We start from the raw sequence: 22,790 nt of genomic DNA on the forward strand, positions 1-22,790 counted from the left end.
AAGCCCCAGGCCCGGTCAGCTCAACAGACCGGCTCGGGCATCCGGTGGCGCAGGGCCCGGATGAACCAGTCCACCGCCGGTGCCGTCGCATCGCCTGTCGACCAACCGTTGAGCACCGCCAACAGGTCGAGGTAGCGGTCCCGGCGGGGGTCGTTGGCCGGCACCAGCCGATCGAGCAACCGCCGACGCAGGTCGGCCTCGTCGGAGTGACAGTGCAGGCTGGCGTACCGGCTGGTGACGGCTGCGACCACCGGATCGGCGTCCGGGCTGCTCGGGTCGAGACCGGCCGCGAGGGCGGGGGCCACCGCGTCCCGGACCACCGCGACGGCGTCCGGGCGGGGCAGCCCCGGGACGTCGTGGTCGGCGGCGTGCTGCCGCACCAGCCGCCGCATCCGGGCCCGGAAATCCAGGTCCCGGCACAACTCGGCCAGCTCCAGCCAGGCTTCGATCTGCCCGGTGCTGGGGTCCTCGGGAAGCTCCGGTGTCAACGAGACGATCACACCCGGGTACGCGGGCTGGTCGCCGAGGCCGGCGAAGACGCCGTCCAGGAAGCCCGCCACCAACTGCCCGCGTTCGCGCGTGGTGAGCTGGGCCAGTCGGTGCAGCTCGTCCACCTCGGCCGGGCCCGACCCGCGCCTCGCCGCGACGGTGAGCACCGCCTGGCGCAGCCGCAGCACCCGGATCTGCACGGTCAACGCCTCGGCGTGCGCGGCGGCCACCTCGGGCAGGGGTACCTCCTGGGCCACCACCCGCCGGATGGTGGCCAGATCCAGGCCCAGGTCACGCAGCGTCCGGACCAGCTCCAACCGGGCCACGGCCGCCGGGCCGTACCGCCGGTAGCCGGCCGGGCTCCGGTCCGTCGGCGGCACGAGCCCGCTGTCGGCGTAGTACCGGATGGTCTTGACGCTCAGGCCGGTCCGTCGGGCCAGGTCGCCGATCGTGTGAAACGTCTGCCCGCTCATGCCCCCACCCTCGCGTCTCCCCCCGGTGGAGACTCAAGCCGCTGCGCTCATCGGTCAGCGGACCCGCTGGTGGCGGAGCAGGACCACCCCGTTGCCGAAGACCCGGCTCTCCACCAGCCGCAGACCGGTCGGAGTCTCGGCCTCGGGGAAGAGTCGACGGCCCCGACCGACAAGCACCGGATGGACGTAGATCCGGTACTCGTCGATCAGGTCGAACCGGGCGAACGTCGCGGCCAGGTCGGCCCCGCCGAGCGCCAGGTCGCCGCCCGGTTCGGCGGTGAGCTTGCGGACCTGCTCGACGTCGACCTCGCGCACGACTGTGGCGTTCCAGTCGGCGTGGTCGAGGGTGCGCGAGTAGACGATCTTCGGCATGTCCCGCCAGATGCGGGCGAACTCGCGCTCCGGGCCGCTGGCGGCCGGGTCCTGATCGGCGGTCGGCCAGTAGGCGGCCATCAGCTCGTGGCTGACCCGGCCGCTGAGGAACCCGCCCATCGGGGCGATCACGTCGTTGAAGTGCTGGTGCAACTCCTCGTCGACCTGGTGCCAGCCGATGTCGCCACCCGGGCCCTCGAAGAACCCGTCCAACGACAGACTCATCTGCACAACGATCTTCCGCATGGTTTCCCCTCCGTACGCGTCGACAGGTGTCGACCCCGATCGTTGTCGGACCGTACGACGAAACGACGGCTCGCCGCGACGACGCCGGGTGCATGTCGCGCAGCCAGGCAGCGGACGGCCGACCGCGAACCGTCCCTAGACTGCTGCGGTGACCGGAGAGCGACTACCCCTGGCCGACCGGCCGCTCACCGAGCCGCACCCGTCCCGGCTGCCGTCCGAACACCCCGACCGGGCCCGGATCCTCGCCGCGCACACCGCCGCGTTGGCCGCCGGTGAGGCCGGTTACCTCGACCCGGCGAGCGGACTGTTCGTGCTCAGCGCCGGTTTCCTGGCCCGCCGTGGCACGTGCTGCGGGCGCGGCTGCCGGCACTGTCCGTACGTGGATGATCCACCCTCGGGATCGGCGTGAACGAGGACTTCCGCGCGACACCGACACCCCGTACGGTGTCCGACGGACATCTGGCGGGCGCCTTCCGCCGTGGGTCGGCGAGAGGGTGGAGTGTGCGCGGTCGGATCGTGGTCGCCGGGCTGGCCGGTCTGCTGGTGAGCGGGTGCGCCGACGAGGCGGAACCGGTGGCGGTGCCGCCGCCGGTGCCGATCGCTGTGGACGTGGCGGCGGCCTCCTCGGGCGGCGCCTGCCGTCTGCTGGACTTCGCGGTGATCGAGCAGGTGGTGAAGGTCCGCTTCGACGTGGCGGCGGCCAGCGAACAGGGTGACACCCACACCTGTGTGGTCCGGGCCGCGGGCGCCACCCTGCCGGAGTTGACGCTCAGCGTGACCGAGACCACTGTCGACAAGGCCAGCTTCGGCGCGGACGTGGTGCCGGACAAGGCGGCGAAGGTCACCGGGCTGGGTCAGCAGGCGTACAAGCGGACCACCGCCGCGGCGAGCGGGCACGGGCCGGTTGCCGAGGTGGGCTGGCTGGCCGGCGACGGACGGCTGGCCACGGTGAGTTGGACCACGGCCCGTGGCAGTGAGCGTTCGGCGGTGGAGAAGCTGACCGGTGACCTGACCGCGTTGGCGAAAAAGGTGGACACCCGGGCGTTGTGACGCCCGGGTGCCCTGTTGCTCAGCCCGTTTGCTCAGTTGGCGGCGACGAAGACCCGGGAGGCGACCTCGCGGGGCAGCCGCACCCGGTCACCGGAGCGGTCGATCGACACCCCGTCGCGCTCCTGGGCCACTGTCACAGTGGCGCCCGGGTCGACACCGGCGGCGTGCAGTTGGCGCAGCACGTCGGCGTCCTTCTGCACGCTCTCGCAGATCCGGCGTACCACTACCGACCCGGAGAGGCCGGGGAAGGCCAGGTTGCGCTCGCCCTCGGCGGCCTCGGTGGTCTCCGCCGCCGGCGAACCCAGCTCCTGAAGCCCCGGGATCGGGTTGCCGTACGGGGAACGGGTCGGCCGGTTGAGCAGGTCGTAGACCCGCTTCTCCACCGCGTCGCTCATCACGTGCTCCCAGCGGCAGGCCTCCTCGTGGGCCTCCTCGTAGGGCATCCCGATGACGTTGACCAGCAGCAGTTCGGCGAGGCGGTGCTTGCGCATCACGGACACGGCGCTGCCGCGACCCAGGGCGGTGAGCGTCAGGTGCCGGTCTCCCTCGACGGTGAGCAGCCCGTCGCGCTCCATTCGGGCGACTGTCTGGCTCACAGTGGGGCCACTCTGCTGCAGCCGTTCGGCGATCCGGGCACGCAGCGGCGGCACCCCCTCTTCTTCCAATTCGAGGATGGTGCGCAGGTACATTTCGGTCGTGTCGACCAGGTCGTGAGACTTCATAAGGTCAGCGGCCCTCCGGTGCACGATGTTACCTCGGCGAACGGCTGGTGACCTTCGCCGAACCGCGTGCCGTCTACGCGAATGGTGTTGGATGGTCGCCATGTCCGGTACCCAGGAACCGTTGGTCGAGGTCGGTCGGCTCGTCGCCGAGCTCGGCCAGGTCGATCCGCCCACCCTGCTCGACGTCCGCTGGCGGCTCATCGGCCCGCCCGGACGCGACGACTACCTCGCCGGCCACCTGCCCGGGGCGGTCTTCGTCGACCTGGACACCGCGCTCTGTGGGGCGCCGGGTGCCGGCGGCCGGCACCCGTTGCCCGACCCGGCCGCGTTGCAGGCCGCGCTGCGGGCCGCCGGCGTCCGCGCCGGTCACCCGGTGGTGGTGTACGACGGCGGCGACGGCATGGCCGCCTCGCGGGCCTGGTGGACGCTGCGCTGGGCGGGTCACCGGCCGGTGCGCCTGCTGCACGGCGGCTACCCGGCCTGGGTCGCCGCCGGCCGGCCCGTCTCCACCGACGCGCCCGCCCCACCCCTCGGTGACGTCGTGGTCCGCGCCGGTGATCTCCCGGTGCTCGACGCCGGGCAGGCCGCCGCGCTGGCCGCCGCGGACGACTCCGTGCTGCTCGACGTACGGGCGGCGCCCCGCTACCGGGGCGAGGTCGAGCCGATCGACCCGGTCGCCGGGCACGTGCCGGGAGCGGCGAACCTGCCCGCCGGGGAGTACGTCGGGCCCGACGGCCGTTTCCTGGCCGCCGACGTGTTGGGTGAGCGGTTCACCGCCGCCGGGGTGACCGAGGGGCGGACCGTCGGGGCGTACTGCGGCTCGGGGGTGACCGCCGCCCAGGCGGTGCTCGCGCTGCACCTGGCCGGCCGCACGGACGCCGCGCTCTACGTCGGATCGTGGAGCAACTGGGTGGCGGACCCGGCCCGACCGGTCGCCTCCGGGTCGACACCCGGCCGCTGACCAGCGCGTGCGGTGGGCCGGCGCCGATCCTCGTGCGACGATGGCCTCATGTCCGACGACACTGTGGTGGTGTGGGACGAGTCGCTGCTCGCCTACGACATGGGTGACCATCCACTCGACCCGGTCCGGGTGGAGCTGACCATCGCGCTGGCCCGCGAGCTGGGCATCCTGGATCGGCCAGGGGTGCGGATGGTCAAGCCGGAGCCCGCCGACGATGCCCTGCTCACCCGGGTGCACGCGCCGGCCTACCTCGCCGCGGTGCGCAACGCGCCGCGCGACCCGCTCTTCGCCGGGTACGGGCTGGGCACCTCCGACAACCCGGTCTTCGAGGGGATGCACGAGTCCAGCGCGCTCATCGCCGGCGCGACGGTGACCGCAGCCGAGGCGGTCTGGCGTGGCGACGCCCGGCGGGCGGTGAACGTGGCCGGTGGGCTGCACCACGCGATGTCCGCCCGAGCCTCCGGCTTCTGCGTCTACAACGACCCCGCGGTGGCCATCGCCCGCCTGCTCGACCTGGGCGCAGAGCGGATCGCGTACGTGGACGTCGACGTGCACCACGGCGACGGGGTGCAGGACATCTTCTGGAACGACCCGCGGGTGCTGACTGTCAGCCTGCACGAGACCCCGCTGGCGCTCTTCCCGGGCACGGGTTTCCCGGACGAGACGGGTGGTCCGGGTGCGCAGGGCACCGCTGTCAACATGCCGTTGCCGCCCGGTGTCGACGACAGCGGCTGGCAGCGCGCGTTCCACGCGATCGTGCCGTCGGTGCTGCGCGCGTTCCGGCCGCAGGTGCTGGTCAGCCAGTGCGGCGCCGACGGCCACCGGCTGGATCCGCTCGCCGATCTGAACCTGACGGTGGACGGGCAGCGGGCCACCTACCTGGCGTTGCGGGCGCTCGCCGACGAGTTGTGCGACGGCCGGTGGGTCGCCACCGGCGGCGGCGGGTACGCGCTCGTCGAGGTGGTGCCCCGGGCCTGGAGTCACCTGCTGGCAGTGGCCACCGGTGACCCGATCGACCCGGCGACGCTCACCCCACCCGCATGGCGGGACCTGGTCGCCTCCCGACGTCTGGGCCGGGAGATACCGCTGCGGATGACCGACGACGCCGACCCGTCGTACGAGCCGTGGCAGCCGACCGGCGAGCCGAACGCTGTGGACCGGGCGATCGCGGCCACCCGCAAGACGGTCTTCCCGCTGCTCGGGCTCGACCCGCACGATCCACGGGACTGAGCCGGGCCGGGGGAGGGCGTTCCGGTGACGACAGTGGACCAGCCGGTCGACGTGCTGCTCAGCGACGGCAGCACCGTCCAGTTGCGACCTATCGACCCGGCCGACGCGCCGGGCATCGTGGCGATGCACAGCCGGTTCTCCGAGCGCACCCGCTACCTGCGGTACTTCTCGCCGTACCCGCGAATCCCCGAGCGGGATCTGATCCGTTTCGTCACGGTGGACCACCACGACCGGGAGGCGTTCGTGGTGCTGGCCGCCGACCAGATCGTCGCTGTCGGCCGGTACGAGCGGCTCGGCCCGCAGGCCCCCGAGGCGGAGGTGGCCTTCGTGGTGGAGGACGCCTACCAGGGGCGGGGCATCGGCTCGGTGCTGATGGAGCACCTGGCCGACGCGGCCCGCCGCAACGACATCATGAGCTTCGTCGCGGAGGTGCTGCCGGCAAACGGGACGATGCTTCGGGTCTTCGCCGACTTCGGCTACCAGGTCCAGCGCGAGTACGCCGACGGCGTGGTCCACCTGAGTTTCCCCATCGCGCCCACCGAGGCCAGCTTGGAGGTGCAGCGCGGCCGGGAGCACCGCACCGAGGCCCGCTCGATCGCCCGGCTGCTCGCCCCGCGCGGCATCGTCGTCTACGGTGCCAGCGCCACCGGCCAGGGCGTCGGCGCGGCGGTGCTCGGGCACCTGCGCGACGGCGGGTTCACCGGTGCGGTGGTGCCGGTGCATCCGAGCGCGTCGACAGTGGCGGGCCTGCCCGCGTACCCGTCGGCGGTTGATGCCGGAGCGCCGGTGGACCTGGCGGTGGTCGCGGTCCCGCCTGAGGCGGCGACCGCGGTGGTCGCCGACGCCGCCGCCGCGGGGGTGCACGGCCTGGTGGTCATCTCGGCCGGCTTCGCCGAGGCCGGCGGGGAGGGCGCGGCCACCCAGCGGGCGCTGGTCCGCGCGGCGCACGCGGCCGGGATGCGGGTCGTCGGCCCGAACTGCCTCGGCGTGGCCAACACCGACCCGACGGTACGCCTCAACGCCACCCTCGCCCCGGCGTTGCCGCCGGCCGGTCGGGTCGGCATCTTCAGTCAGTCCGGCGCGTTCGGGGTGGCGCTGCTCGCCGAGGCGGACCGGCGGGGCCTCGGGCTGTCCAGCTTCGTCTCGGCCGGCAACCGGGCCGACGTCTCCGGCAACGACCTTCTGCAGTACTGGCAGGACGACCCCGGCACAGACGTGATCATGCTCTACCTGGAGACCTTCGGGAACCCGCGCAAGTTCGCCCGGCTGGCCCGGCGGATCGGCCGCGCCAAACCGGTCGTCGCGCTCGCCTCGCCGGCCCGCCCGCCCGGGGTCGGTGACGCCGCCGGGCCGGACGAGGTGGCGGTGGCCGCGCTCTTCGCCCAGTCCGGGGTGATCCGGGTGGACACTGTGCCGGAACTGCTCGACGTGGGTGTGCTGCTGGCCAACCAGCCGCTGCCGGCCGGCGGCCGGGTCGGTGTGGTCGGCAACTCCTCGGCCCTCACCGGGCTCGCCGCGACCGCCTGCGTCGGGCACGGCCTGAGCGTGGCCGACGGTTATCCCCGCGACGTCGGGCCGAGCGCCGGCGCCGCCGAGTTCGCCGCCGCGCTCGCCGAGACGGCCGGTGACGAACGGGTGGACGCCCTTGTGGTGGTCTTCGCCCCGCCGCTACCCGGCCAGCTGACCGACGTGGACGCCGACGTGACCGCCGCGCTGCCGGCCGCCCTCGCGCTGGGCAAGCCGACAGTGGCGACGTTCCTGGTCGGGCGGCTGCCACCGGGGGTGCCGGCATACGGCGGCGTGGAGGAGGCCGTCCGCGCTCTCGCCCGCGCGCACCGGTACGCCGAGTGGCTTCGCCGCCCGCCCGGGGTGGCACCGGAGCTGCCCGACCTCGATCGGACTGCCGCGCAGGCAGCGCTCCGGGCCGACGCCACCGATCCGGGTGCGCTGCTGGCCGCGTACGGCATCGACGTGGTGGCCTCGGTGTCCGTCGACTCGGTCGACGCTGCTGTCGACGCGGCGGCGCGGCTGGGTTTCCCGGTGGCGCTCAAGGCGGCCGCCCCCGGGCTGCGGCACCGGCTCGACCTCGGCGCGGTCCGGCTGGACCTGCCCGACGAGCCGACCCTCCGCCGGGCGTACGCCGACCTGGCGGCGACCTTCGGCGCGGACGCTCTGGTCCAGCCGATGGTCCCGCCCGGCGTGGCCTGCGTGGTGGAGGTGGTGGAAGACCCCGCGTTCGGGCCGGTGGTCGGTTTCGGCCTGGGCGGGGTCGCCACCGAGCTGCTCGGCGATCGGGCCTGGCGGGCGGTGCCGCTGACCGACCGGGACGCGGCCGAACTGGTCGACGAGCCTCGGGCGGCGCCGCTGCTGCGCGGGCACCGGGGGGCCGCGCCGGTCGACCGGGCGGCCCTGGCCGATCTGCTGCTACGGGTGGGTCAGCTCGCCGACGAACAGCCCCGGGTGCGCTCGCTGACCCTCAACCCGGTGCTCGCCCGCCCGGACGGCATCTCGATCCTGCACGCGCAGGTAGGGGTGGGCGGCGTGGCCGCCCGCCCGGACACCGGCCCCCGCCGCCTGTGAGCGTGCCCGGTCAGGCGCGGCTGGAGATCTGCTGGACGCCCCAGGTGTTGCCGTCCGGGTCGGCGAAGAAGACGAAGCCCACGTTGTCCAGCGGATCCGGCACCGGCCGGGGGTTCTGACCCACCACCTGGATCTCGCTGACCTCCACACCCCGCCCGACCAGCTCCTCGTGGGCCCGCTTCAGGTCGGGTACCACCAGTTGCAGGCCCTTGAGTGAGCCGGGTGGCATCTCCGGGACGACACCCTTGCCGATCACGATCGAGCAGCCCGAGCCGGGCGGCGTCAGCTGGACGATGCGCGCGTCGTCACTGATCACCGTGTCGTGGTCCACCGTGAAGCCGAGCTGGTCGGCGTAGAACTTCTTCGCCCGGTCCACATCGGAGACCGGCACGATCACCACTTCCAGCGTCCAGTTCATCGTCGCTCTCCTCGCGTCGTCGGTCAGCGGACGGTGTCCCAGTCAAGCACCCCGACAGCACGGAAGGCCCCGGCGAACCGCCGGGGCCTTCCGTGGGAACCGGGTGCGTCAGCAGGCGTACGCCTCCAGGCGCTGGGCCCGCTCCGGGGCGCGCAGCTTCAGCAGCGTCACCTTCTCGATCTGCCGGATCCGCTCCCGGGACAGGCCGAACTCCCGACCGACCTCGTCCAGGGTGCGCTGGCGGCCGTCGTCCAGGCCGAACCGGAGGCGGATGACCGCCTGCTCCCGCTGGGACAGGGTGGAGAGCACGATGCTGACCTCGTTGCGCAGCTCGCCCTGGGCGGCGGCGTCGCCCTGCTCGGTGCGCGGGTCCACCGAGGCCACGAAGTCGCCGAGCGCGCTCTCACCGTCGTCGCCGACGGCCTGGTCCAGGCTGACCGGTTCCCGGTCGTAGGAGATCAGCTCGATGACCTGGATCTCGGGGATCTCCAGTGCGCGGGCCACCTCGGCGACAGTCGGTTCACGGCCCAGCGTCACCGCCAGTTCGCGGCGGGCCCGGACCATCCGGTTGACCTGCTCGACCATGTGCACGGGGATGCGAATGGTGCGGGCCTGGTCGGCCATGGCGCGGGTGATGGCCTGTCGGATCCACCAGGTGGCGTACGTGGAGAACTTGTAGCCCTTGGCGTAGTCGAACTTCTCCACCGCCCGGATCAGACCGAGGTTGCCCTCCTGGATCAGGTCGAGAAACGCCATGCCACGGCCGGTGTAGCGCTTGGCGATGCTGACCACCAGCCGCAGGTTCGCCTCCAACAGGTGGTCCTTGGCCGCCCGCCCCTCGGCGACGATCAGCTCCAGGTCGGCTCGCAGCTCCGCGGAGACCGGCGTGCAGGTGGCCAGCTTCTCGTCGGCGAACAGGCCGGCCTCGATACGCCGGGCTAGGTCGACCTCCTGCGCGGCGGTCAGCAGCTTCGTCCGGCCGATTCCGTTGAGGTAGGCCCGGACCAGGTCGGTGGAGATGCCGCGCTCGTCGGTGGCGTCCAGGTCGACGAGGGCCTCGGGGGTCCCGTCACTGTCGGTCGTGGTGGCCGGGCGCGTCCGGTGTTCCGTCATCTGCAGAACCATCTCTGTCTCTCCCCGTTTCCACGTCGGTGCCGTGTTCCCGGCCCAGTGGTGCCGGTGTGAACAACAGCTTGGCGGGCGGGGCGTAAAACGGGAGTGAGGCGATCGGGCACCCGACAGGAATTGCGTCGGATCGCTGGTGCGGTGTGTCGTCGGAATGTGTGGTTGCCCGCCCCGGCTACGTTGCGGACGGCCGGCCACCTCAGGTCGGCCGAAACGACAGTTGGAGGACGGTGTGGTCTTCAAGCGGCTCATGAAGGCGATGGGCGTCGGTGGTCCGTCGGTGGAGACGGTGCTGGCGAACCCGAACTGCCGCCCGGGCGGCCCGCTGGAGGGCCGCATCCAGGTGCTGGGCGGCGACCACCAGGTCGACATCGACCACGTCGCCCTCGGCCTGGTCACCCGGGTCGAGGTGGAGAGCGGCGACAACGACTACGACACCACTCAGGAGTTCCACCGCCAGCAGGTCACCGGCGCGTTCCGGCTGGAGCCGGGGCAGCGCTACGACCTTCCGTTCCGCTTCGACGTGCCGTGGGAGACACCGGTCACCGAGTTGTACGGGCAGCACCTGCACGGGATGACGATGGGCCTGCGTACCGAACTGGAGGTCGCCCGCGCTGTCGACAAGGGTGACCTGGACGCCGTGTCGGTGCACCCGCTGCCGGCGCAGGAGCGACTGCTGGACGCGCTGCTGCGGCTGGGCTTCCGGTTCGCACGCGCCGACGTGGAGCGTGGTCACATCTACGGTGTACGCCAGACGCTGCCGTTCTACCAGGAGATCGAGTTCAGCCCGGCCCCGCAGTACGCCCGCTCGATCAACCAGTTGGAGGTCACGTTCATCGCCGACGCGCAGCAGATGCAGGTGGTGCTGGAGGTCGACAAGCGCGGCGGTGTCTTCACCGAGGGCCGGGACGCCTTCGGCCGGTTCACTGTCGACCACGCCACCGCCGACCGCACCGACTGGACCGCCGAACTCGACAACTGGCTCCGCCAGTCCCTAACCCGCCGCGGCCTCTTCTCCTAACCCTCCCCACCACCCTCCTTCCGTTGATCATGAAGTTACTGCCCCGACACGCCGCTGCGGTTGGCAATAACTTCATGATCAACGAGGGAGGGGTGGGCCGGGGGCCGGGCCGGGGAGGGGAGGGGGGTGGGGCGGGGGTGGGTTAGAGGTCTAGGAGGAGGGTTTGGGGGCCTATGTTGATGCTTTCGACCAGCATGTGGGCGCGGAAGCGGCCGGTCTCCACCTTCGCTCCTCGTGCGCGTAGGGCGTCGACCACCGCTGTCACCAGTGGCTCGGCGACCTCGGCGGGGGCGGCGGCGGTCCAGCTCGGTCGGCGGCCCTTGCGGACGTCGCCGTACAGGGTGAACTGGCTGACCACCAGGATCGGCGCGCCGGTGTCGGCGGCGGACCGCTCACCGTCCAGGATGCGTACCTCGTGCACCTTGCGGGCCATCGTCTGAGCGGTCTCCGCGGTGTCGGTGTGGGTCACGCCGAGCAGCACCAGCAGGCCGTTCTCGATGGCGCCGACCACCTCGCCGTCCACCGTCACGCTGGCCCGCCCGACGGTCTGCACCACCGCCCGCATCAGGCGCTCACCGGCTCGATGAAGCCGCGCTCCACCAGGTGCGCCACGATCGGGCCGGCGGCCTCGGCCATCTCGTCGGGCTCGACGTCGTGCGCGGCGGCCAGCAGGGCGAGCTGGTCACGCAGCGGCGGCCGGCCGTCGGCGCCACCGACCAGCGCCAGCACCAGCGGGTCGATCTCCTCGGTCCAGCGCAGGCCGTGCGGCATAGCGAGGACCTGCCGGTCCACCCCCCAGCCCTCGTCGCCCATGGTGGCCTCCTGTCGGAGCTGGAGGCCCTCGGCGGCCCGGTAGCGCTCGGCGAGCAACGCCTCGGTGTCGCGTACCCGGAGAAAGTCCTGGCGGTCGAACCAGGCGGCGACCTGGTCGCCCAGCGGTGGCTGCACCCGCTGGCGCAGATCCTCCACCCGCACCACCGGGTCGGCGTGCCCGCTCCGACGCAGTGACACGATGCCGAAGCCGATGCCCTCCACCTTGTGTGCGTCGAACCAGTCCAGCCAGGCGGCCATCCGCTGCGGGTCGGCGGTCTCGCCGACGTCGGTGAGCCACAGGTCGACGTACGCCATCGGGTCGGCCACCTCGCGTTGGATCACCCAGGCGTCCAGACCGGTCCCGGCGAACCAGCCGGCCACCCGCTCGTCCCACTCCTCGCCGGCGACGTGCACCCAGTTCGCCAGGTACTGCATGGTGCCGCCCTCGGTGAGCAGGCCCGGGGCGGCGGCGGCCAGTTCGGCGCCGATCGCGTCACCGATCCGGCCGGAGTCGCGGTACACGTGCGTGGTCGTGCCCGGGCCGACCACGAACGGTGGGTTGCTCACCACCAGGTCGAACCGCCGACCGGCCACCGGGGCGACCAGGTCGCCGCGGAGCAGTTCCCACTCCTGACCGTTGAGGGCGGCGGTGGTCGCGGCGAAGCGCAGCGCCCGCTCGGAGAGGTCGGTGGCGGTCACCGACCTGGCGTGGGTGCCCAGGTGCAGGGCCTGGATGCCGGAGCCGGTGCCCAGGTCCAGTGCGGTGTCGACCGGCCGGCGCATGGTCGCGCCGATCAGGGTGTGAGTTGCCCCGCCGACGCCGAGGACGTGCTCGGCGTGCAACGGGCGACCCGGGCGGGCGCTGGCCGGCACGTCGGCGAGCACCCACCAGTCCTCGCCGTACGGCTCCAGGTCGATGCCGGCACGCAGGCCGTCGCCGTACCGCTCGACCAGCCCGCCCGCGAGGGCCTCGGCCAGGCTCAGCGGCGCCAGCGCGGCGGCCACCGCCGCCTCCGATTCGGTCTGGGCGCAGATGAACAGCCGGACCAGGGTGCCGAGCGGGTCGCCGTCCTCGGTGGCGCGCAGCGCGGCCCGATAGTCGTTGCGGGCGACCGCCGCGGTCGCCTGGGCGCCCAGCCGCTCGGCGATGCCGTGGCTGGTGAATCCGGTCCGGGTCAGTGCGCTGCGCAGCGCGTCGACACCGGCGGGGGAGAGCAGCATGTCGTGTTCGTCCACCCCGACATCCTGCCTCCCGTCGCGTCCCGGATCGCGTCACCCGACCGATTTGCAGATCGTCAGGGTGTCGAGCCGCTCCGTGTAATGAGCCGCCAACGCGTCGAATCGTGTTCGGGCCTCGTCTGCCATAACCGTGGTCCACGCCGTTCGCAGCCGCGCCACGGTCTGCGTCACCGTCTCAAAGGTCCGCTCCGGGTCCGCACCAGCTCGCTCTGCCAGGCGCCGAAAGTGGTCGCCGGTGATGGCGCTCGGCACTGTCTCAGCATTCAGGCTGAGCGCCAGCGGAGCCCAACGAAAGTTGGAATAGAGCGACAGAGAGTGGAAGTCGTAAACAGGGGCGAGGTGGGGAGTCCGTCCGTCCGCGTATCTGATCGCCCAGTTCTTCAGATGCCCGTCTGTATTGCCAACCACCAGCAGGGCAACAAGACGAGCAATGAAGTCGTGGTACCCGCCGTCCCCGGTAAGCTGCCGGATCGCTGCGGCCAAACCGTCGTACGAGGCACCCGATTCGCTGTACTTGAACTTAGGATCGACGTCCGCGATTTGGGCGAAGTCCTCCACGTGGATGCGTTCCCCGTATGCGCGGTCAAACCGTTGAATGACGTAGACGAGATCAGCCGGGCGGACTAGCCCATCGGGGAGACCTTTGACCTCGTCCGCACGCAGGAGATCCACTGCCGGAACTGGGAATCCGGCTGCTGCCAACCATCTCATGGTCAGATACTCATTGGTGGGTAGCTCACGCAGACTCTGGTCGGGCAGTTTTACGATCCACCAACCGCCCTGCCCGCTGACTGGCACGGTGAGTCGGTCAGCTGAGATCGAATACTTAAGCTGGACACCGGCCAGCGAGTGGCGTAGCGGGTGGTCGATCTGCTCCCCTGAGTCTGGGAGAAAATCGTCCTCCGGCTCGCTGTCGGCATGCACGGTTACGGCACCTGGCAGGTTGCTGCCCACTCTGAGTAGCAGGGTGAAGTCGCCCACTCTTCCGCCCCCGAGTTCACGGATGATCTGACGCCGCAAGGCGCCTTCGGGTAGCAAGTTGGCGAACCAGGGCGGCAGGCCGACGCGTGTACGTCGGACCGATCGCGGATCGTCTTCGAAGATCTGGCCAAGAACTTGATGATCGGGAGAGGAAAGGTCATCGTCGTAGATGAATTCGGAACCGCCCTGAACAAACTGGAGCTCACCGACCCGACGACCATGTAGCCGCACCTCGGCTGTCGTTCCTGCCATGTCACGCGGCCGTTCGCAGAACGTCCGCCAATGATTGCCCGTCCCGTGCGCCCCACTCGGCCATTCGATTGACGTGGCCAGTAATGATGCGGAGGCATGCCTGCGCCCGTAGTTCCAGGAACGCGGTCCAGTCGTCGTGCAGCGCGAGGGCCGCAGCATCCTCGCTGATCAGATGGCTGGCTGCGACGGTTGGCGAGGCGGCTACCAGGAGCGAGCGGGTGAGACGTTCCCCGGGGGGGAGCACAAACCGGTTAGCGATCGTGCCATGGGCCTTGTCGCCGCTCTCCGGCAGTAGGGGACGTAACGGACTGCCCTGCTCCAGCAGCCGAGTGATGTCGATGATCTCGCCGCTGTCGAGATCACGAGGCTCGGCCGCGAGGAGCCCCAGGGTGTTGAGCTTGGTCATTGCGTGGTTGAAATGCACCTTGTCCAACTCTGCGGCGAAGTCCGGGAAGGACTGCACCTGTCGCAAGACGTTTGTCGCAGCGGTCAACGCATTGGGCGCGTCCACCGACTCCACCTGATTGCGGACGTCGGCCACGCTGACTCCACGGGCGCGGGTGCCAGCGACAGCACTGCGCCAGACCCAGCGACGCAGCAACGTCGCCGGTCGACCACTCGGTGTGCCGTGCAAGCGGACGAACCGCACCAAGATCGGCAGCACGTGTGAGTAGGGCAAGAGCCTGATGTGGGGAATGCCGCATTCGCCACGTAGGAACTCGACTACCTCCCTCAGTCGTGCCGCGACCTCGCGGAGCGTTTCGGCCGGGTCGTCCTGGGGCCCGAACTCCTGCCGGAAGTCCTCTCGGAAAATATCGCCACCCCGATACGCGAGGACGCAGCGCAGGGTGAGCCGATCGTCGAGCGTTCCGAAGCCGAGCGTGGCCGGAACCTGGCCAAGGCCGTGCAGGCTGCTCAGTTCGTCGTTGACGGCACCGGTGTGTAACGCCTGGAAGACTTCTGACTTGGTGAGCCGCTTTCCGGTGGTGTTCATTCGGGTGAAGATCTCAAGTAGGGCGTTCTCGTCGGCCGAGTGAACGACGTACGTCGGAATCTGGTACTCGCGTATCGCTTTGGCCGCCTGGTCGGCGAGGGCGAGTTGTTCATCGGAGAGCCAGTCGGAGTTATCCCGCATCCAGCGGAGCAGGACCGCGGTATCCAGCAGAGAGCTGACGGGCACCCAGGACCGCGGCGGTCGTTGACGGTTGCCGATGGTGTGAAACTCGCCGGTATCGAGATCGAGATGGACCCGGAAACGTGGATCGACCGAGCGGTCGGCCCGGGTCAGAGCACCGACGAGAGACACGATGCGCTGTTGACCGTCAACAACCCAGAGAGCCGCTGCTGTCTCGGGTGCCACGACTTCGAGTGGGCCAACCTGGAGGCGTTGCGCCGGCGCTGGGCGTCGCCACAGCAGCAGGTTTCCGATCGGGAAGCCCCGCAGCAGGCTGTCAAAAAGTCGGACGATGTCGGACGCTTCCCACTTGAAGGACCGCTGGAAAGGCGGTATTCGGACCAGTCCGGTGGTGACGTCCCGGACCAGATCCTCCGGCGTGCGGTATTCGACGCGTGGCCTCTCCAGGCTCGGCACGGCCACCTCCTTTCCAGGACCCACCGAGAGTATCGGCAACAGGTCCCTGGTCCCAGCTACGTGGCCGGTGAGACGTGGCAAAGTCAGGGTGGCATCCGCCCACCCGTGACGGGCCAGGCAGGATGGTCCGCATGACGCTCGTTCTGCCCATCGACCCGGAGGCCAACCGCCTGCTGGAGCGTAGCCCGCTGGCCCTGCTGGTCGGCATGGTTCTTGATCAACAAGTGGCGATGGAGAAGGCGTTCTCGTCGCCGTACGTGCTCCAGCAGCGGCTCGGCCATGAGCTGGACGCGGCGGAGCTGGCCGGGTACGACCCGGAGGCCCTGGTCGCGCTCTTCGCCCAGCCGCCCGCGCTGCACCGGTTCCCGAAGGCCATGGCGGCCCGGGTGCAGGAGGTCTGCCAGGTGCTGGTGGAGCGCTACGACGGGGACGCGGCGCTGCTCTGGGCCGAGGTCGCCGACGGGCCGGAGCTGCTGCGCCGGGTCTCCGCGCTGCCCGGCTTCGGCAAGCAGAAGGCGCAGATCTTCGTGGCCCTGCTCGGCAAGCGGTTCGGGGTGACCCCGCAGGACTGGCGGAAGGCGGCCGGAGACTACGGCGACCCGGGCGCGTACCGGTCGGTGGCCGACGTCACGGACGCCGATTCGCTACGTCGGGTGCGGGAGTTCAAGCAGCAGATGAAGGCGGCGGCCAAGGCGAAGACCACCGGCGGCTGACCGACCGGCCTGTTGAGGGGCGGTCTGCTCAGGCGGCGGTCGGGTGCGCCAGCGAGGCCAGCGCGCGCCGGACGTCGGCCAGCGAGACGGTCGCCGAGTCGTCCAGGTCGGCCAGGCCGGCCTCGATCCACTGGCGCATCAGCGTGGTGACCCCGATGCCCCGGGCGTCGGCGGCGGCGCGGACCCGCTCGTAGGTGTCCAGTGGCAGCCGAACCGAGCGGCTCACCATCGGTACGTCGCTGTCGGGGGTGGGCAGCTCCGCCGCCGGGCTCTCGTCGATCAGCTCGGCGATTCGCTCGCCGCCGCCGTGGAACTGCTTGGTCGCGTCGTTACGGTGCATCGTCACGGCCTCCTCATCTACCGAGATCTCCGCACGGCCTCGTCGTAGCGCTTGGACTCGACGTCGCTCAACTCGCGGGCGGAGAGAATGTCCCAGTCGTTGTCGGTGCCATCGGCCTCGGCGAGCAGCACCGCCAGCCTGCGGCCCCGACGGGCGGCGGCGTAGACCACCATCACGTCGTCACCCAGATGACGGATGACCCGTCGGGCGCTGTGCAGCGCCTCCCAGACTTCCCCGGGTGTGACGTCGTAGACCCTCAGGTTGGCCAACGCCTCGTCGGTGAAGCTGAACCTGCTGCCCACAGCGCGGAGCGTACCACGGGCGTAACACGCGGCGGGATGAGTCGAAGTTCGCTGATCACGGACCTGCGGTGACAGGATGAGGCGTAACCCCCTCGAGGAGGTCCATGGTGAAGCGTCAGGCGTACCAGCCGATTCTGATCACCGACGCCTCGCGCAGCCAGGACGATCAGCTCAACAGTCGCCAGCGCCGCTATGTCCTGATGATGGGCATTCGGGTGCTGTGCATCATCGTCGGCGCGATCCTGGTCGGTGCGAACGCCCCACTGCTCTGGCTCTGGCTGCCACTGTGCGGCCTCGGCATGGTGCTCATCCCCTGGCTGGCCGTGCTGCTGGCCAACGACCGGCCGCCGAAGGAAGAGCACCGGCTGGCCAACCGGTTCCACCCCCGCCAACAGGACGACACCCCGCCGATGAGCCTCACCGCCGAGGAGCGCCCACACAAGGTCATCGACGTCGAACCCTGACCCGCGAACGGGCCAGGGTTCGAGCAGTCGGGGCTGTGGCCGTGCGCCGGCCGCTACGCCTGTGGCCGAGCCCCGGCGGTGGAGACGGCCAGCGCGCCCAGGTCGGTGGCGCGGCCCAGTGCCGCGGTCGGGGTGGCACCGGCGAGCCACGCGGTGAGCAGACCGGCCGCGAAGGCGTCGCCAGCGCCCGTGACGTCCACCACCGCCACCCGGCTGGCCGGGGCCACGCAGACCGGCGTGGTGCGGTCCACCCAGACCGCGCCGGCCGCGCCGCGCTTCACCACCACCCGCCGAGCCGTCGCCGACAGCACCCGCCCCTGCGCCGCCGGGTCCAGCCCGCCGGCCAGCACCGTGGCCTCGTCCGCGTTGACCAGGAGCAGGTCGATGTCGCGTACCCAGCTCAGAAACGCCGCCGCGCCGACCCGCCGCAACGGCGCCGCGGAGGCCGCGTCGACGCTGATGGTGAGCCCGCGCTCGCGGGCGGCGGCCAACGCCCGCAGCCCCGCGCCGCGCGACTCCGCGTCCAACAGGGTGTACGCGGACAGGTGCAGATGCCCGGCGCCGGGCGCCGCCGCGATGGCCTGCTCGACGTGCGCGGCGCTCAGCCGCAGGTTCGCGCCGCGCTGGCTGACCATGGTGCGCTCGTCGTCGGCGGCCAACACGATGACAGTGCCGGTCGGGGCGCCCTCGACCCGCTCGACGGCACAGTCGACGCCCGCCCGTTCCAGCTCGGCCACCCGGTCCCGCCCGGCGTCGTCGTCACCGACAGCCCCGACGAGCGTGACGTCCACCCGCTGCGCGGCGACCCAGGCGGCGGTGTTGGCCGCCTGACCGCCGCCGCCGAGACTGATCGCGGCCCCGGTGTCCGAGCCGGCCGCGAGCGGCCCGGACAACACGGCGACGACGTCGGTGATCACGTCGCCGACGACGACCATCCGGGCCGGTCGGGTCATGCCGGGACGGCGGTGCCGCGGGCCACCGAGGCGACCGCGATCCGCGCGGCCAGGTCGGCGTTGCGCAGGATGATCCGCACGTTCACCGCCAGGCTGGCGCCCTCGGTTGCCGAGTGGAAGTGCGCGAGCAGGTACGGCGTGACGGCCTTTCCGGTGATCCCGTCCCGCTCCAGCAGGGCCAGGCCCTCGGTGAGAGTCCGGTCGTGCAGCTCCGGGTCGAGCTGCTCGTCGACCGGCAGCGGGTTCGCGATGAGCAGCCCGCCGGTGTGCACGGCGTGTTCGTCCCGGGCGGCGAGCACCGCGGCGACCTGCTCCGGCGAGTCCACCGACCAGTCCAGGTCGAAGCCGGCGTCGGTCAGGTAGAAGCCGGGGAACCGGCGGGTGCGGTAGCCGACCACAGCGACCCCGAGGGTCTCCAGGCGCTCCAGCGTCGCGCCCACGTCGAGGATCGACTTGACCCCGGCGCAGACCACCGCGATCGGGGTCTGCGCCAGGGTGACCAGGTCCGCCGACTCGTCGAAGGTGTGCGCGGCCTCCCGGTGCACCCCACCCAGCCCACCGGTGGCGAACACGCCGATGCCGGCGGCGGCGGCCACCGCGCTGGTCGCGGCCACCGTGGTCGCGCCGTCCGCGCCGGTCGCGGCGGCCACCGCGAGGTCGCGGACGGAGAGCTTGGTCACGCCGTCGACAGTGGCCAGCCGGGTCAGCTGGGCGTCGTCCAGGCCGACCACCAGCTCACCGGCGATCATGCCGATCGTCGCCGGAACGGCCCCGGCGTCCCGAACCGTCCGCTCGATCTCCCTGGCCACACGTAGGTTCTCCGGTCGGGGCAGACCGTGCGAGACGATGGTGCTCTCCAGTGCGACGACGGGCCGGCCGTCGCGCAGGGCAACGGCGACCTCGGTGCCGTAGCTGATGTGAAAGTCAGTCACACGGGCACCGTACGGGGTGGGGCTTCGGCCGGCCTCAAGTGGACCCAGCCGTGATGACCTGCCAAACTTGTCGGTTGGAGGTGCAGACGTGAGCACAGAGGTTCTCGAGCGTCCGGAGCTGAAGGACGCCGATACCGGTCCCGAGATGTTCCATTACGTCCGCAAGGAGAAGATCGCCGAGAGCGCCGTCATGGGCACTTTCGTCGTCGCTCTCTGCGGCGAGACCTTCCCGGTCACCAAGGCGGCCAAGCCGGGTTCGCCGGTCTGCCCCAAGTGCAAGGAGATCTACGACTCGTACCGTGAGTGAACCTCGGCCGGTGCTCCGGCCGGCGACGTAGCCTGCGGCGGTGACCACCTCCACCGCCCTGCTGCTCGCCGACCTGACCGGGGTGGCGGTGTTCGCCGCGTCCGGGGCCTCGGCGGCGGTGGCCAAGCGACTGGACCTGTTCGGCGTCGCGTTCGTCGGCTTCGTGGCCGCCCTCGGCGGTGGGATCTTCCGGGACCTGGTCATCGACGAGGTGCCGCCGCTGGCCTTCGCCGACTGGCGGTACGTGGCCACCGCCGCGATCACCGCGCTCGCCGTCTTCTGGCTGCACCCGCAACTGGCCCGACTGCGCACCACAGTGCTGGTGCTGGACGCGGCCGGCCTGGCGCTGTTCACCGTCACCGGTACGCTCAAGGCGCTCGACGCCCGGGTGCCGGCCGTCGGGGCCTGCCTGATCGGCATGCTCACCGCCATCGGCGGCGGGCTCGGCCGCGACCTGCTCACCGCCGAGATCCCGGTCGTGCTGCGCCGGGAGATCTACGCGCTGGCCGCGCTGGCCGGCTCGGTCCTGGTGGTGCTGCTGTACGTCACCGGGCAGACCGGGCCCGCGCCGCTCACCGCCGCCGCCGTCCTGGTCTTCGGGCTACGCCTGATCGCGCTGCGTCGACGCTGGTCCGCGCCGGTGGCCACGCTGCGCCCGCCCCGCGCCGACGGGGCGGATCCACGCACCGACCGGGAGTGGTGAGACGGGTCGGGCCGCCGCTCGTTCGGGTGCGGGATTGTGACCAGCGTGGCGTCGCCTGGGCCCGGCGGCCCGTGCTGGTTATGCTGAGTCGGCCTTCGCGGCAGCTTCTGCGCGGAGGCGTTTTCATGGGCGGCGGATCCTCGTGGCCCTCGCCCGGGGTCCGCCATCGTGCGGTCGGAGAGGAGCTTCGCGTGGCAGCCCGGACGCCGGTGCTCGAGACGTTCCCGGCGCTACGCGCCTGGCAGCGCAAGGCGCTGGTGGAGTACCTGCGTCGCCGTAGTGAGGACTTCACAGCGGTCGCCACGCCCGGCGCCGGCAAGACCACCTTCGCCCTGCGGATCGCGGCCGAGCTGCTCGGCGACGGCACCGTGGAGGCCGTCACCGTGGTCGCGCCGACCGAGCACCTGAAGAACCAGTGGGCCGACGCCGCGGCCCGGGTGGGCGTCCAACTCGACGCCGCCTTCCGCAACGCCGACCTGCACTCCGCTGCCGACTTCCACGGCGCGGTGGTCACCTACGCGCAGGTGGGGATGGCACCGCAGGTGCACCGGCGACGCACCATGACCCGACGCACCCTGGTCATCCTCGACGAGATCCACCACGCCGGCGACTCCCGGTCCTGGGGCGACGGGGTGAAGAACGCCTTCGAACCCGCCGTACGCCGGCTGATGCTCACCGGGACGCCGTTCCGCTCCGACGACAACCCGATCCCGTTCGTCAGCTACGAGCGGGGCGGGGACGGGCTGCTGCGCTCCCGCGCCGACTCGGTGTACGGCTACTCCGACGCGTTGCGCGACGGGGTGGTCCGGCCGGTGCTCTTCCTCGCGTACTCCGGGGAGACCCGCTGGCGTACCAACGCGGGGGAGGAGCTGGCGGCCCGGCTGGGTGAGCCGATGACCCAGGACCTGGTGGCCCAGGCATGGCGCACCGCCCTGGACCCGGCCGGCGACTGGATGCCACAGGTGCTGCGGGCCGCCGACGCCCGACTCACAGTGCTGCGCAACGCGGGCATGGCCGACGCCGGTGGTCTGATCATCGCCACCGACCAGCAGACCGCCCGCTCGTACGCCAAGCTGATCGAGCAGGTGACCGGCGAGAAGGCCGCCGTGGTGCTCTCCGACGACCAGGGCGCGTCCGCCCGGATCGCGACGTTCGCGGCGTCCGACCAGCGGTGGTTGGTAGCGGTGCGGATGGTGTCCGAGGGGGTCGACATCCCCCGACTGGCGGTCGGGGTCTACGCCACCAGCGCCAGCACGCCGCTCTACTTCGCCCAGGCGATCGGCCGGTTCGTGCGGGCCCGCCGGCCCGGGGAGACCGCGTCGGTGTTCCTGCCCAGCGTGCCGCACCTGCTCGGGTTGGCCAGCGAGATGGAGACCGAGCGCGACCACGTACTCGGTAAACCCAAGGAAGCCGACGGTTTCGACGACGACCTGTTGGAACGCGCGCAGCGCGACGACCAGGCCAGCGGGGAACTGGAGAAGCGGTTCGCGGCGCTCTCGGCCACCGCCGAGCTGGACCAGGTGATCTTCGACGGCGCGTCGTTCGGCACCGCGGCCCAGGCCGGCACCCCCGAGGAAGAGGAATACCTCGGCCTGCCCGGTCTGCTCACCGCCGACCAGGTCTCGCTGCTACTGACCAAGCGGCAGGCCGCACAGCTCGCCGCCCAACGCCGCCGTACGGCCGACGGGGCCGCTCAGCCGGCCGCTGCGGCCACGGCAGCGCCACCCGCACCCATGAGCGCCGCCCAGCGTCGCGTGGCGCTACGGCGCCAACTGAACGCTCTGGTGGCCGCCCGACACCACCGAACCGGTCAGCCGCACGGCAAGATCCATGCCGAGCTGCGCCGGCTCTGCGGCGGCCCGCCGAGCGCCCAGGCCACCATCGAGCAGCTTGAGGAACGCATCGCCACCGTGCAGACCCTCTAGACCGTCTCCGGCGGGTCGGAGGCAGCAACATCAGGGAAGTTGCTCGGATCTTTGCGCGGGGCGCGGGCGCGGGGGAGTCCAGACAGAAAGAGCTGACCGGAGGCACCCTCGGGGTGCCTCCGGTCAGCTATGTCGGTTTGCGGATCTAGTTCGCCATCAGATCGGCGCCACGCCAGCTGAAATCGGGCTCCGTCGCGAACCGCTCGGTGATCTTTACAAGATCCTCCGCGTACTTGTTCGCGTGGTGCCCGCAGAACACCAACTCGCTCCCACCCGTGAGAGTGATCCGGAGCTTCCCGGCAGCATTGCAGCGGTCGCACCGTTCATCGGCGGCTGGGGGAGCCGCCGTCACGGGCGGCGGCGTGAGGGTCGGGGTCATCGCCTTCCTCCTCTGGTCGTCACCGATGAACAATCTCTTCGGTCGTTGCTCACCTATCGTGCAACACCCTTACTAGGCACTGCCTTCCCTGTGTGCCCGCGGGGGACCGAGGTCACACCTGGAAGGGACAGTGTGCCGTGCACCAAGGGTGCCACGTCAACGATCACATTCGTGCATCCGGACGATCACCATCTGGTGTTGCACACCAG

Annotated in this window: 25 protein-coding genes; 11 read left to right on the forward strand and 14 right to left on the reverse strand. The window is 71.3% G+C overall.

The genetic code is table 11. The features are described from left to right. Positions 1–20: 20 nt before the first annotated feature. Both PSH03_RS27950 and PSH03_RS27955 read right to left on the reverse strand, forming a co-directional pair. A complete protein-coding gene (locus PSH03_RS27950) occupies positions 21–962 on the reverse strand; it encodes a MerR family transcriptional regulator (protein ID WP_238690880.1) in 942 nt (313 codons plus the stop codon). A 54-nt stretch (positions 963–1,016) separates the two neighbouring features. Continuing rightward, positions 1,017–1,580 carry a dihydrofolate reductase family protein gene (locus PSH03_RS27955; RefSeq protein ID WP_210786364.1) on the reverse strand — a complete coding sequence of 188 codons (564 nt, stop codon included), beginning with the start codon at positions 1,578–1,580 and terminating at the stop codon, positions 1,017–1,019. A 148-nt stretch (positions 1,581–1,728) separates the two neighbouring features. Here PSH03_RS27955 and PSH03_RS27960 point away from each other — a divergent pair, with 148 nt between their 5' ends. Beyond that, positions 1,729–1,989: a DUF5522 domain-containing protein gene (locus PSH03_RS27960; RefSeq protein WP_210786363.1), complete on the forward strand. Its 261-nt coding sequence runs from the start codon at positions 1,729–1,731 to the stop codon at positions 1,987–1,989. A 92-nt stretch (positions 1,990–2,081) separates the two neighbouring features. Next, positions 2,082–2,630: a hypothetical protein gene (locus tag PSH03_RS27965; protein WP_210786362.1), complete on the forward strand. Its 549-nt coding sequence runs from the start codon at positions 2,082–2,084 to the stop codon at positions 2,628–2,630. Positions 2,631–2,662: 32 nt separating this feature from the next. Here PSH03_RS27965 and PSH03_RS27970 read toward each other — a convergent pair whose 3' ends face one another. Further along, entirely contained in the window at positions 2,663–3,352 is a 690-nt protein-coding gene (locus tag PSH03_RS27970) for an iron-dependent transcriptional repressor DtxR (RefSeq protein ID WP_091400569.1), read from the reverse strand. A 100-nt stretch (positions 3,353–3,452) separates the two neighbouring features. Here PSH03_RS27970 and PSH03_RS27975 point away from each other — a divergent pair, with 100 nt between their 5' ends. The 3 genes from PSH03_RS27975 to PSH03_RS27985 are packed head-to-tail and all read left to right on the forward strand — an operon-like array spanning position 3,453 to position 8,123. Beyond that, positions 3,453–4,313 carry a sulfurtransferase gene (locus PSH03_RS27975; protein WP_238690882.1) on the forward strand — a complete coding sequence of 287 codons (861 nt, stop codon included), beginning with the start codon at positions 3,453–3,455 and terminating at the stop codon, positions 4,311–4,313. Positions 4,314–4,361: 48 nt separating this feature from the next. After that, positions 4,362–5,543, forward strand: coding sequence for an acetoin utilization protein AcuC (locus PSH03_RS27980; RefSeq protein ID WP_238690883.1), 1,182 nt, complete (start codon positions 4,362–4,364; stop codon positions 5,541–5,543). A gap of 24 nt (positions 5,544–5,567) precedes the next feature. Then, complete coding sequence (locus tag PSH03_RS27985; RefSeq protein ID WP_238690885.1) at positions 5,568–8,123, forward strand: bifunctional acetate--CoA ligase family protein/GNAT family N-acetyltransferase; 2,556 nt, start codon at positions 5,568–5,570, stop codon at positions 8,121–8,123. 10 nt (positions 8,124–8,133) lie between these two features. Here the strand turns inward: PSH03_RS27985 and PSH03_RS27990 are convergent, their stop codons facing one another. Continuing rightward, complete coding sequence (locus PSH03_RS27990; RefSeq protein WP_210786358.1) at positions 8,134–8,541, reverse strand: VOC family protein; 408 nt, start codon at positions 8,539–8,541, stop codon at positions 8,134–8,136. 108 nt (positions 8,542–8,649) lie between these two features. Continuing rightward, positions 8,650–9,666, reverse strand: coding sequence for an RNA polymerase sigma factor SigB (sigB, locus tag PSH03_RS27995; protein ID WP_372494892.1), 1,017 nt, complete (start codon positions 9,664–9,666; stop codon positions 8,650–8,652). A 232-nt stretch (positions 9,667–9,898) separates the two neighbouring features. Here sigB and PSH03_RS28000 point away from each other — a divergent pair, with 232 nt between their 5' ends. After that, on the forward strand, positions 9,899–10,687 hold the full coding sequence (locus PSH03_RS28000) for a sporulation protein (protein ID WP_210786356.1): 789 nt from the start codon (positions 9,899–9,901) through the stop codon (positions 10,685–10,687). Between the two features lie 142 nt (positions 10,688–10,829). Here PSH03_RS28000 and dtd read toward each other — a convergent pair whose 3' ends face one another. Genes dtd through PSH03_RS28020 form a run of 4 tightly spaced genes read right to left on the reverse strand, consistent with a single transcriptional unit; the run spans position 10,830 to position 15,563 of the window. Next, positions 10,830–11,252, reverse strand: coding sequence for a D-aminoacyl-tRNA deacylase (dtd, locus tag PSH03_RS28005; RefSeq protein WP_238690886.1), 423 nt, complete (start codon positions 11,250–11,252; stop codon positions 10,830–10,832). Then, on the reverse strand, positions 11,252–12,736 hold the full coding sequence (locus PSH03_RS28010; RefSeq protein ID WP_238690887.1) for a DUF7782 domain-containing protein: 1,485 nt from the start codon (positions 12,734–12,736) through the stop codon (positions 11,252–11,254). The genes dtd and PSH03_RS28010 overlap by 1 nt, the downstream gene beginning before the upstream one ends. Before the next feature lie 36 nt (positions 12,737–12,772). Beyond that, positions 12,773–13,972: a type II toxin-antitoxin system HipA family toxin gene (locus PSH03_RS28015; RefSeq protein WP_210785159.1), complete on the reverse strand. Its 1,200-nt coding sequence runs from the start codon at positions 13,970–13,972 to the stop codon at positions 12,773–12,775. A gap of 1 nt (position 13,973) precedes the next feature. Next, positions 13,974–15,563, reverse strand: a complete 1,590-nt coding sequence (locus tag PSH03_RS28020) for a DUF262 domain-containing protein (RefSeq protein WP_238690888.1) — start codon at positions 15,561–15,563, stop codon at positions 13,974–13,976. Positions 15,564–15,685: 122 nt separating this feature from the next. Between PSH03_RS28020 and PSH03_RS28025 the strand changes: the two genes are divergently transcribed. Next, complete coding sequence (locus tag PSH03_RS28025) at positions 15,686–16,276, forward strand: HhH-GPD-type base excision DNA repair protein (RefSeq protein WP_210785161.1); 591 nt, start codon at positions 15,686–15,688, stop codon at positions 16,274–16,276. A 28-nt stretch (positions 16,277–16,304) separates the two neighbouring features. Here PSH03_RS28025 and PSH03_RS28030 read toward each other — a convergent pair whose 3' ends face one another. Both PSH03_RS28030 and PSH03_RS28035 read right to left on the reverse strand, forming a co-directional pair. Then, positions 16,305–16,616 carry a YlcI/YnfO family protein gene (locus PSH03_RS28030; RefSeq protein ID WP_124858894.1) on the reverse strand — a complete coding sequence of 104 codons (312 nt, stop codon included), beginning with the start codon at positions 16,614–16,616 and terminating at the stop codon, positions 16,305–16,307. 17 nt (positions 16,617–16,633) lie between these two features. Beyond that, entirely contained in the window at positions 16,634–16,918 is a 285-nt protein-coding gene (locus tag PSH03_RS28035) for a hypothetical protein (protein ID WP_030489374.1), read from the reverse strand. Positions 16,919–17,022: 104 nt separating this feature from the next. On the opposite strand from PSH03_RS28035, the gene PSH03_RS28040 reads away from it, so the two are divergent. After that, positions 17,023–17,382: a DUF3099 domain-containing protein gene (locus PSH03_RS28040; protein WP_030337423.1), complete on the forward strand. Its 360-nt coding sequence runs from the start codon at positions 17,023–17,025 to the stop codon at positions 17,380–17,382. A 53-nt stretch (positions 17,383–17,435) separates the two neighbouring features. Here PSH03_RS28040 and PSH03_RS28045 read toward each other — a convergent pair whose 3' ends face one another. Further along, complete coding sequence (locus PSH03_RS28045) at positions 17,436–18,335, reverse strand: carbohydrate kinase family protein (RefSeq protein ID WP_210785163.1); 900 nt, start codon at positions 18,333–18,335, stop codon at positions 17,436–17,438. Then, positions 18,332–19,267 (reverse strand): pseudouridine-5'-phosphate glycosidase, encoded by a 936-nt coding sequence (locus tag PSH03_RS28050; RefSeq protein WP_210785164.1) that lies wholly within the window; start codon positions 19,265–19,267, stop codon positions 18,332–18,334. Before PSH03_RS28050 ends, PSH03_RS28045 begins: the two co-directional genes overlap by 4 nt. 88 nt (positions 19,268–19,355) lie before the next feature. Between PSH03_RS28050 and PSH03_RS28055 the strand changes: the two genes are divergently transcribed. The 3 genes from PSH03_RS28055 to PSH03_RS28065 all read left to right on the forward strand — a co-directional run bounded on the left by PSH03_RS28055 (position 19,356) and on the right by PSH03_RS28065 (position 22,202). Beyond that, positions 19,356–19,574: a DUF3039 domain-containing protein gene (locus tag PSH03_RS28055; protein WP_007456912.1), complete on the forward strand. Its 219-nt coding sequence runs from the start codon at positions 19,356–19,358 to the stop codon at positions 19,572–19,574. A gap of 40 nt (positions 19,575–19,614) precedes the next feature. Next, a complete protein-coding gene (locus tag PSH03_RS28060) occupies positions 19,615–20,277 on the forward strand; it encodes a trimeric intracellular cation channel family protein (RefSeq protein ID WP_210785165.1) in 663 nt (220 codons plus the stop codon). 191 nt (positions 20,278–20,468) lie between these two features. Continuing rightward, entirely contained in the window at positions 20,469–22,202 is a 1,734-nt protein-coding gene (locus PSH03_RS28065) for a DEAD/DEAH box helicase (protein ID WP_238690890.1), read from the forward strand. Between the two features lie 145 nt (positions 22,203–22,347). Here the strand turns inward: PSH03_RS28065 and PSH03_RS28070 are convergent, their stop codons facing one another. Continuing rightward, positions 22,348–22,581: a DUF7455 domain-containing protein gene (locus PSH03_RS28070; protein ID WP_030489368.1), complete on the reverse strand. Its 234-nt coding sequence runs from the start codon at positions 22,579–22,581 to the stop codon at positions 22,348–22,350. Between the last annotated feature and the right edge of the window lie 209 nt (positions 22,582–22,790).

The sequence above is a fragment of the Micromonospora salmantinae genome, assembly GCF_022230905.1.
Taxonomy (GTDB): Bacteria; Actinomycetota; Actinomycetes; order Mycobacteriales; family Micromonosporaceae; genus Micromonospora; species Micromonospora salmantinae.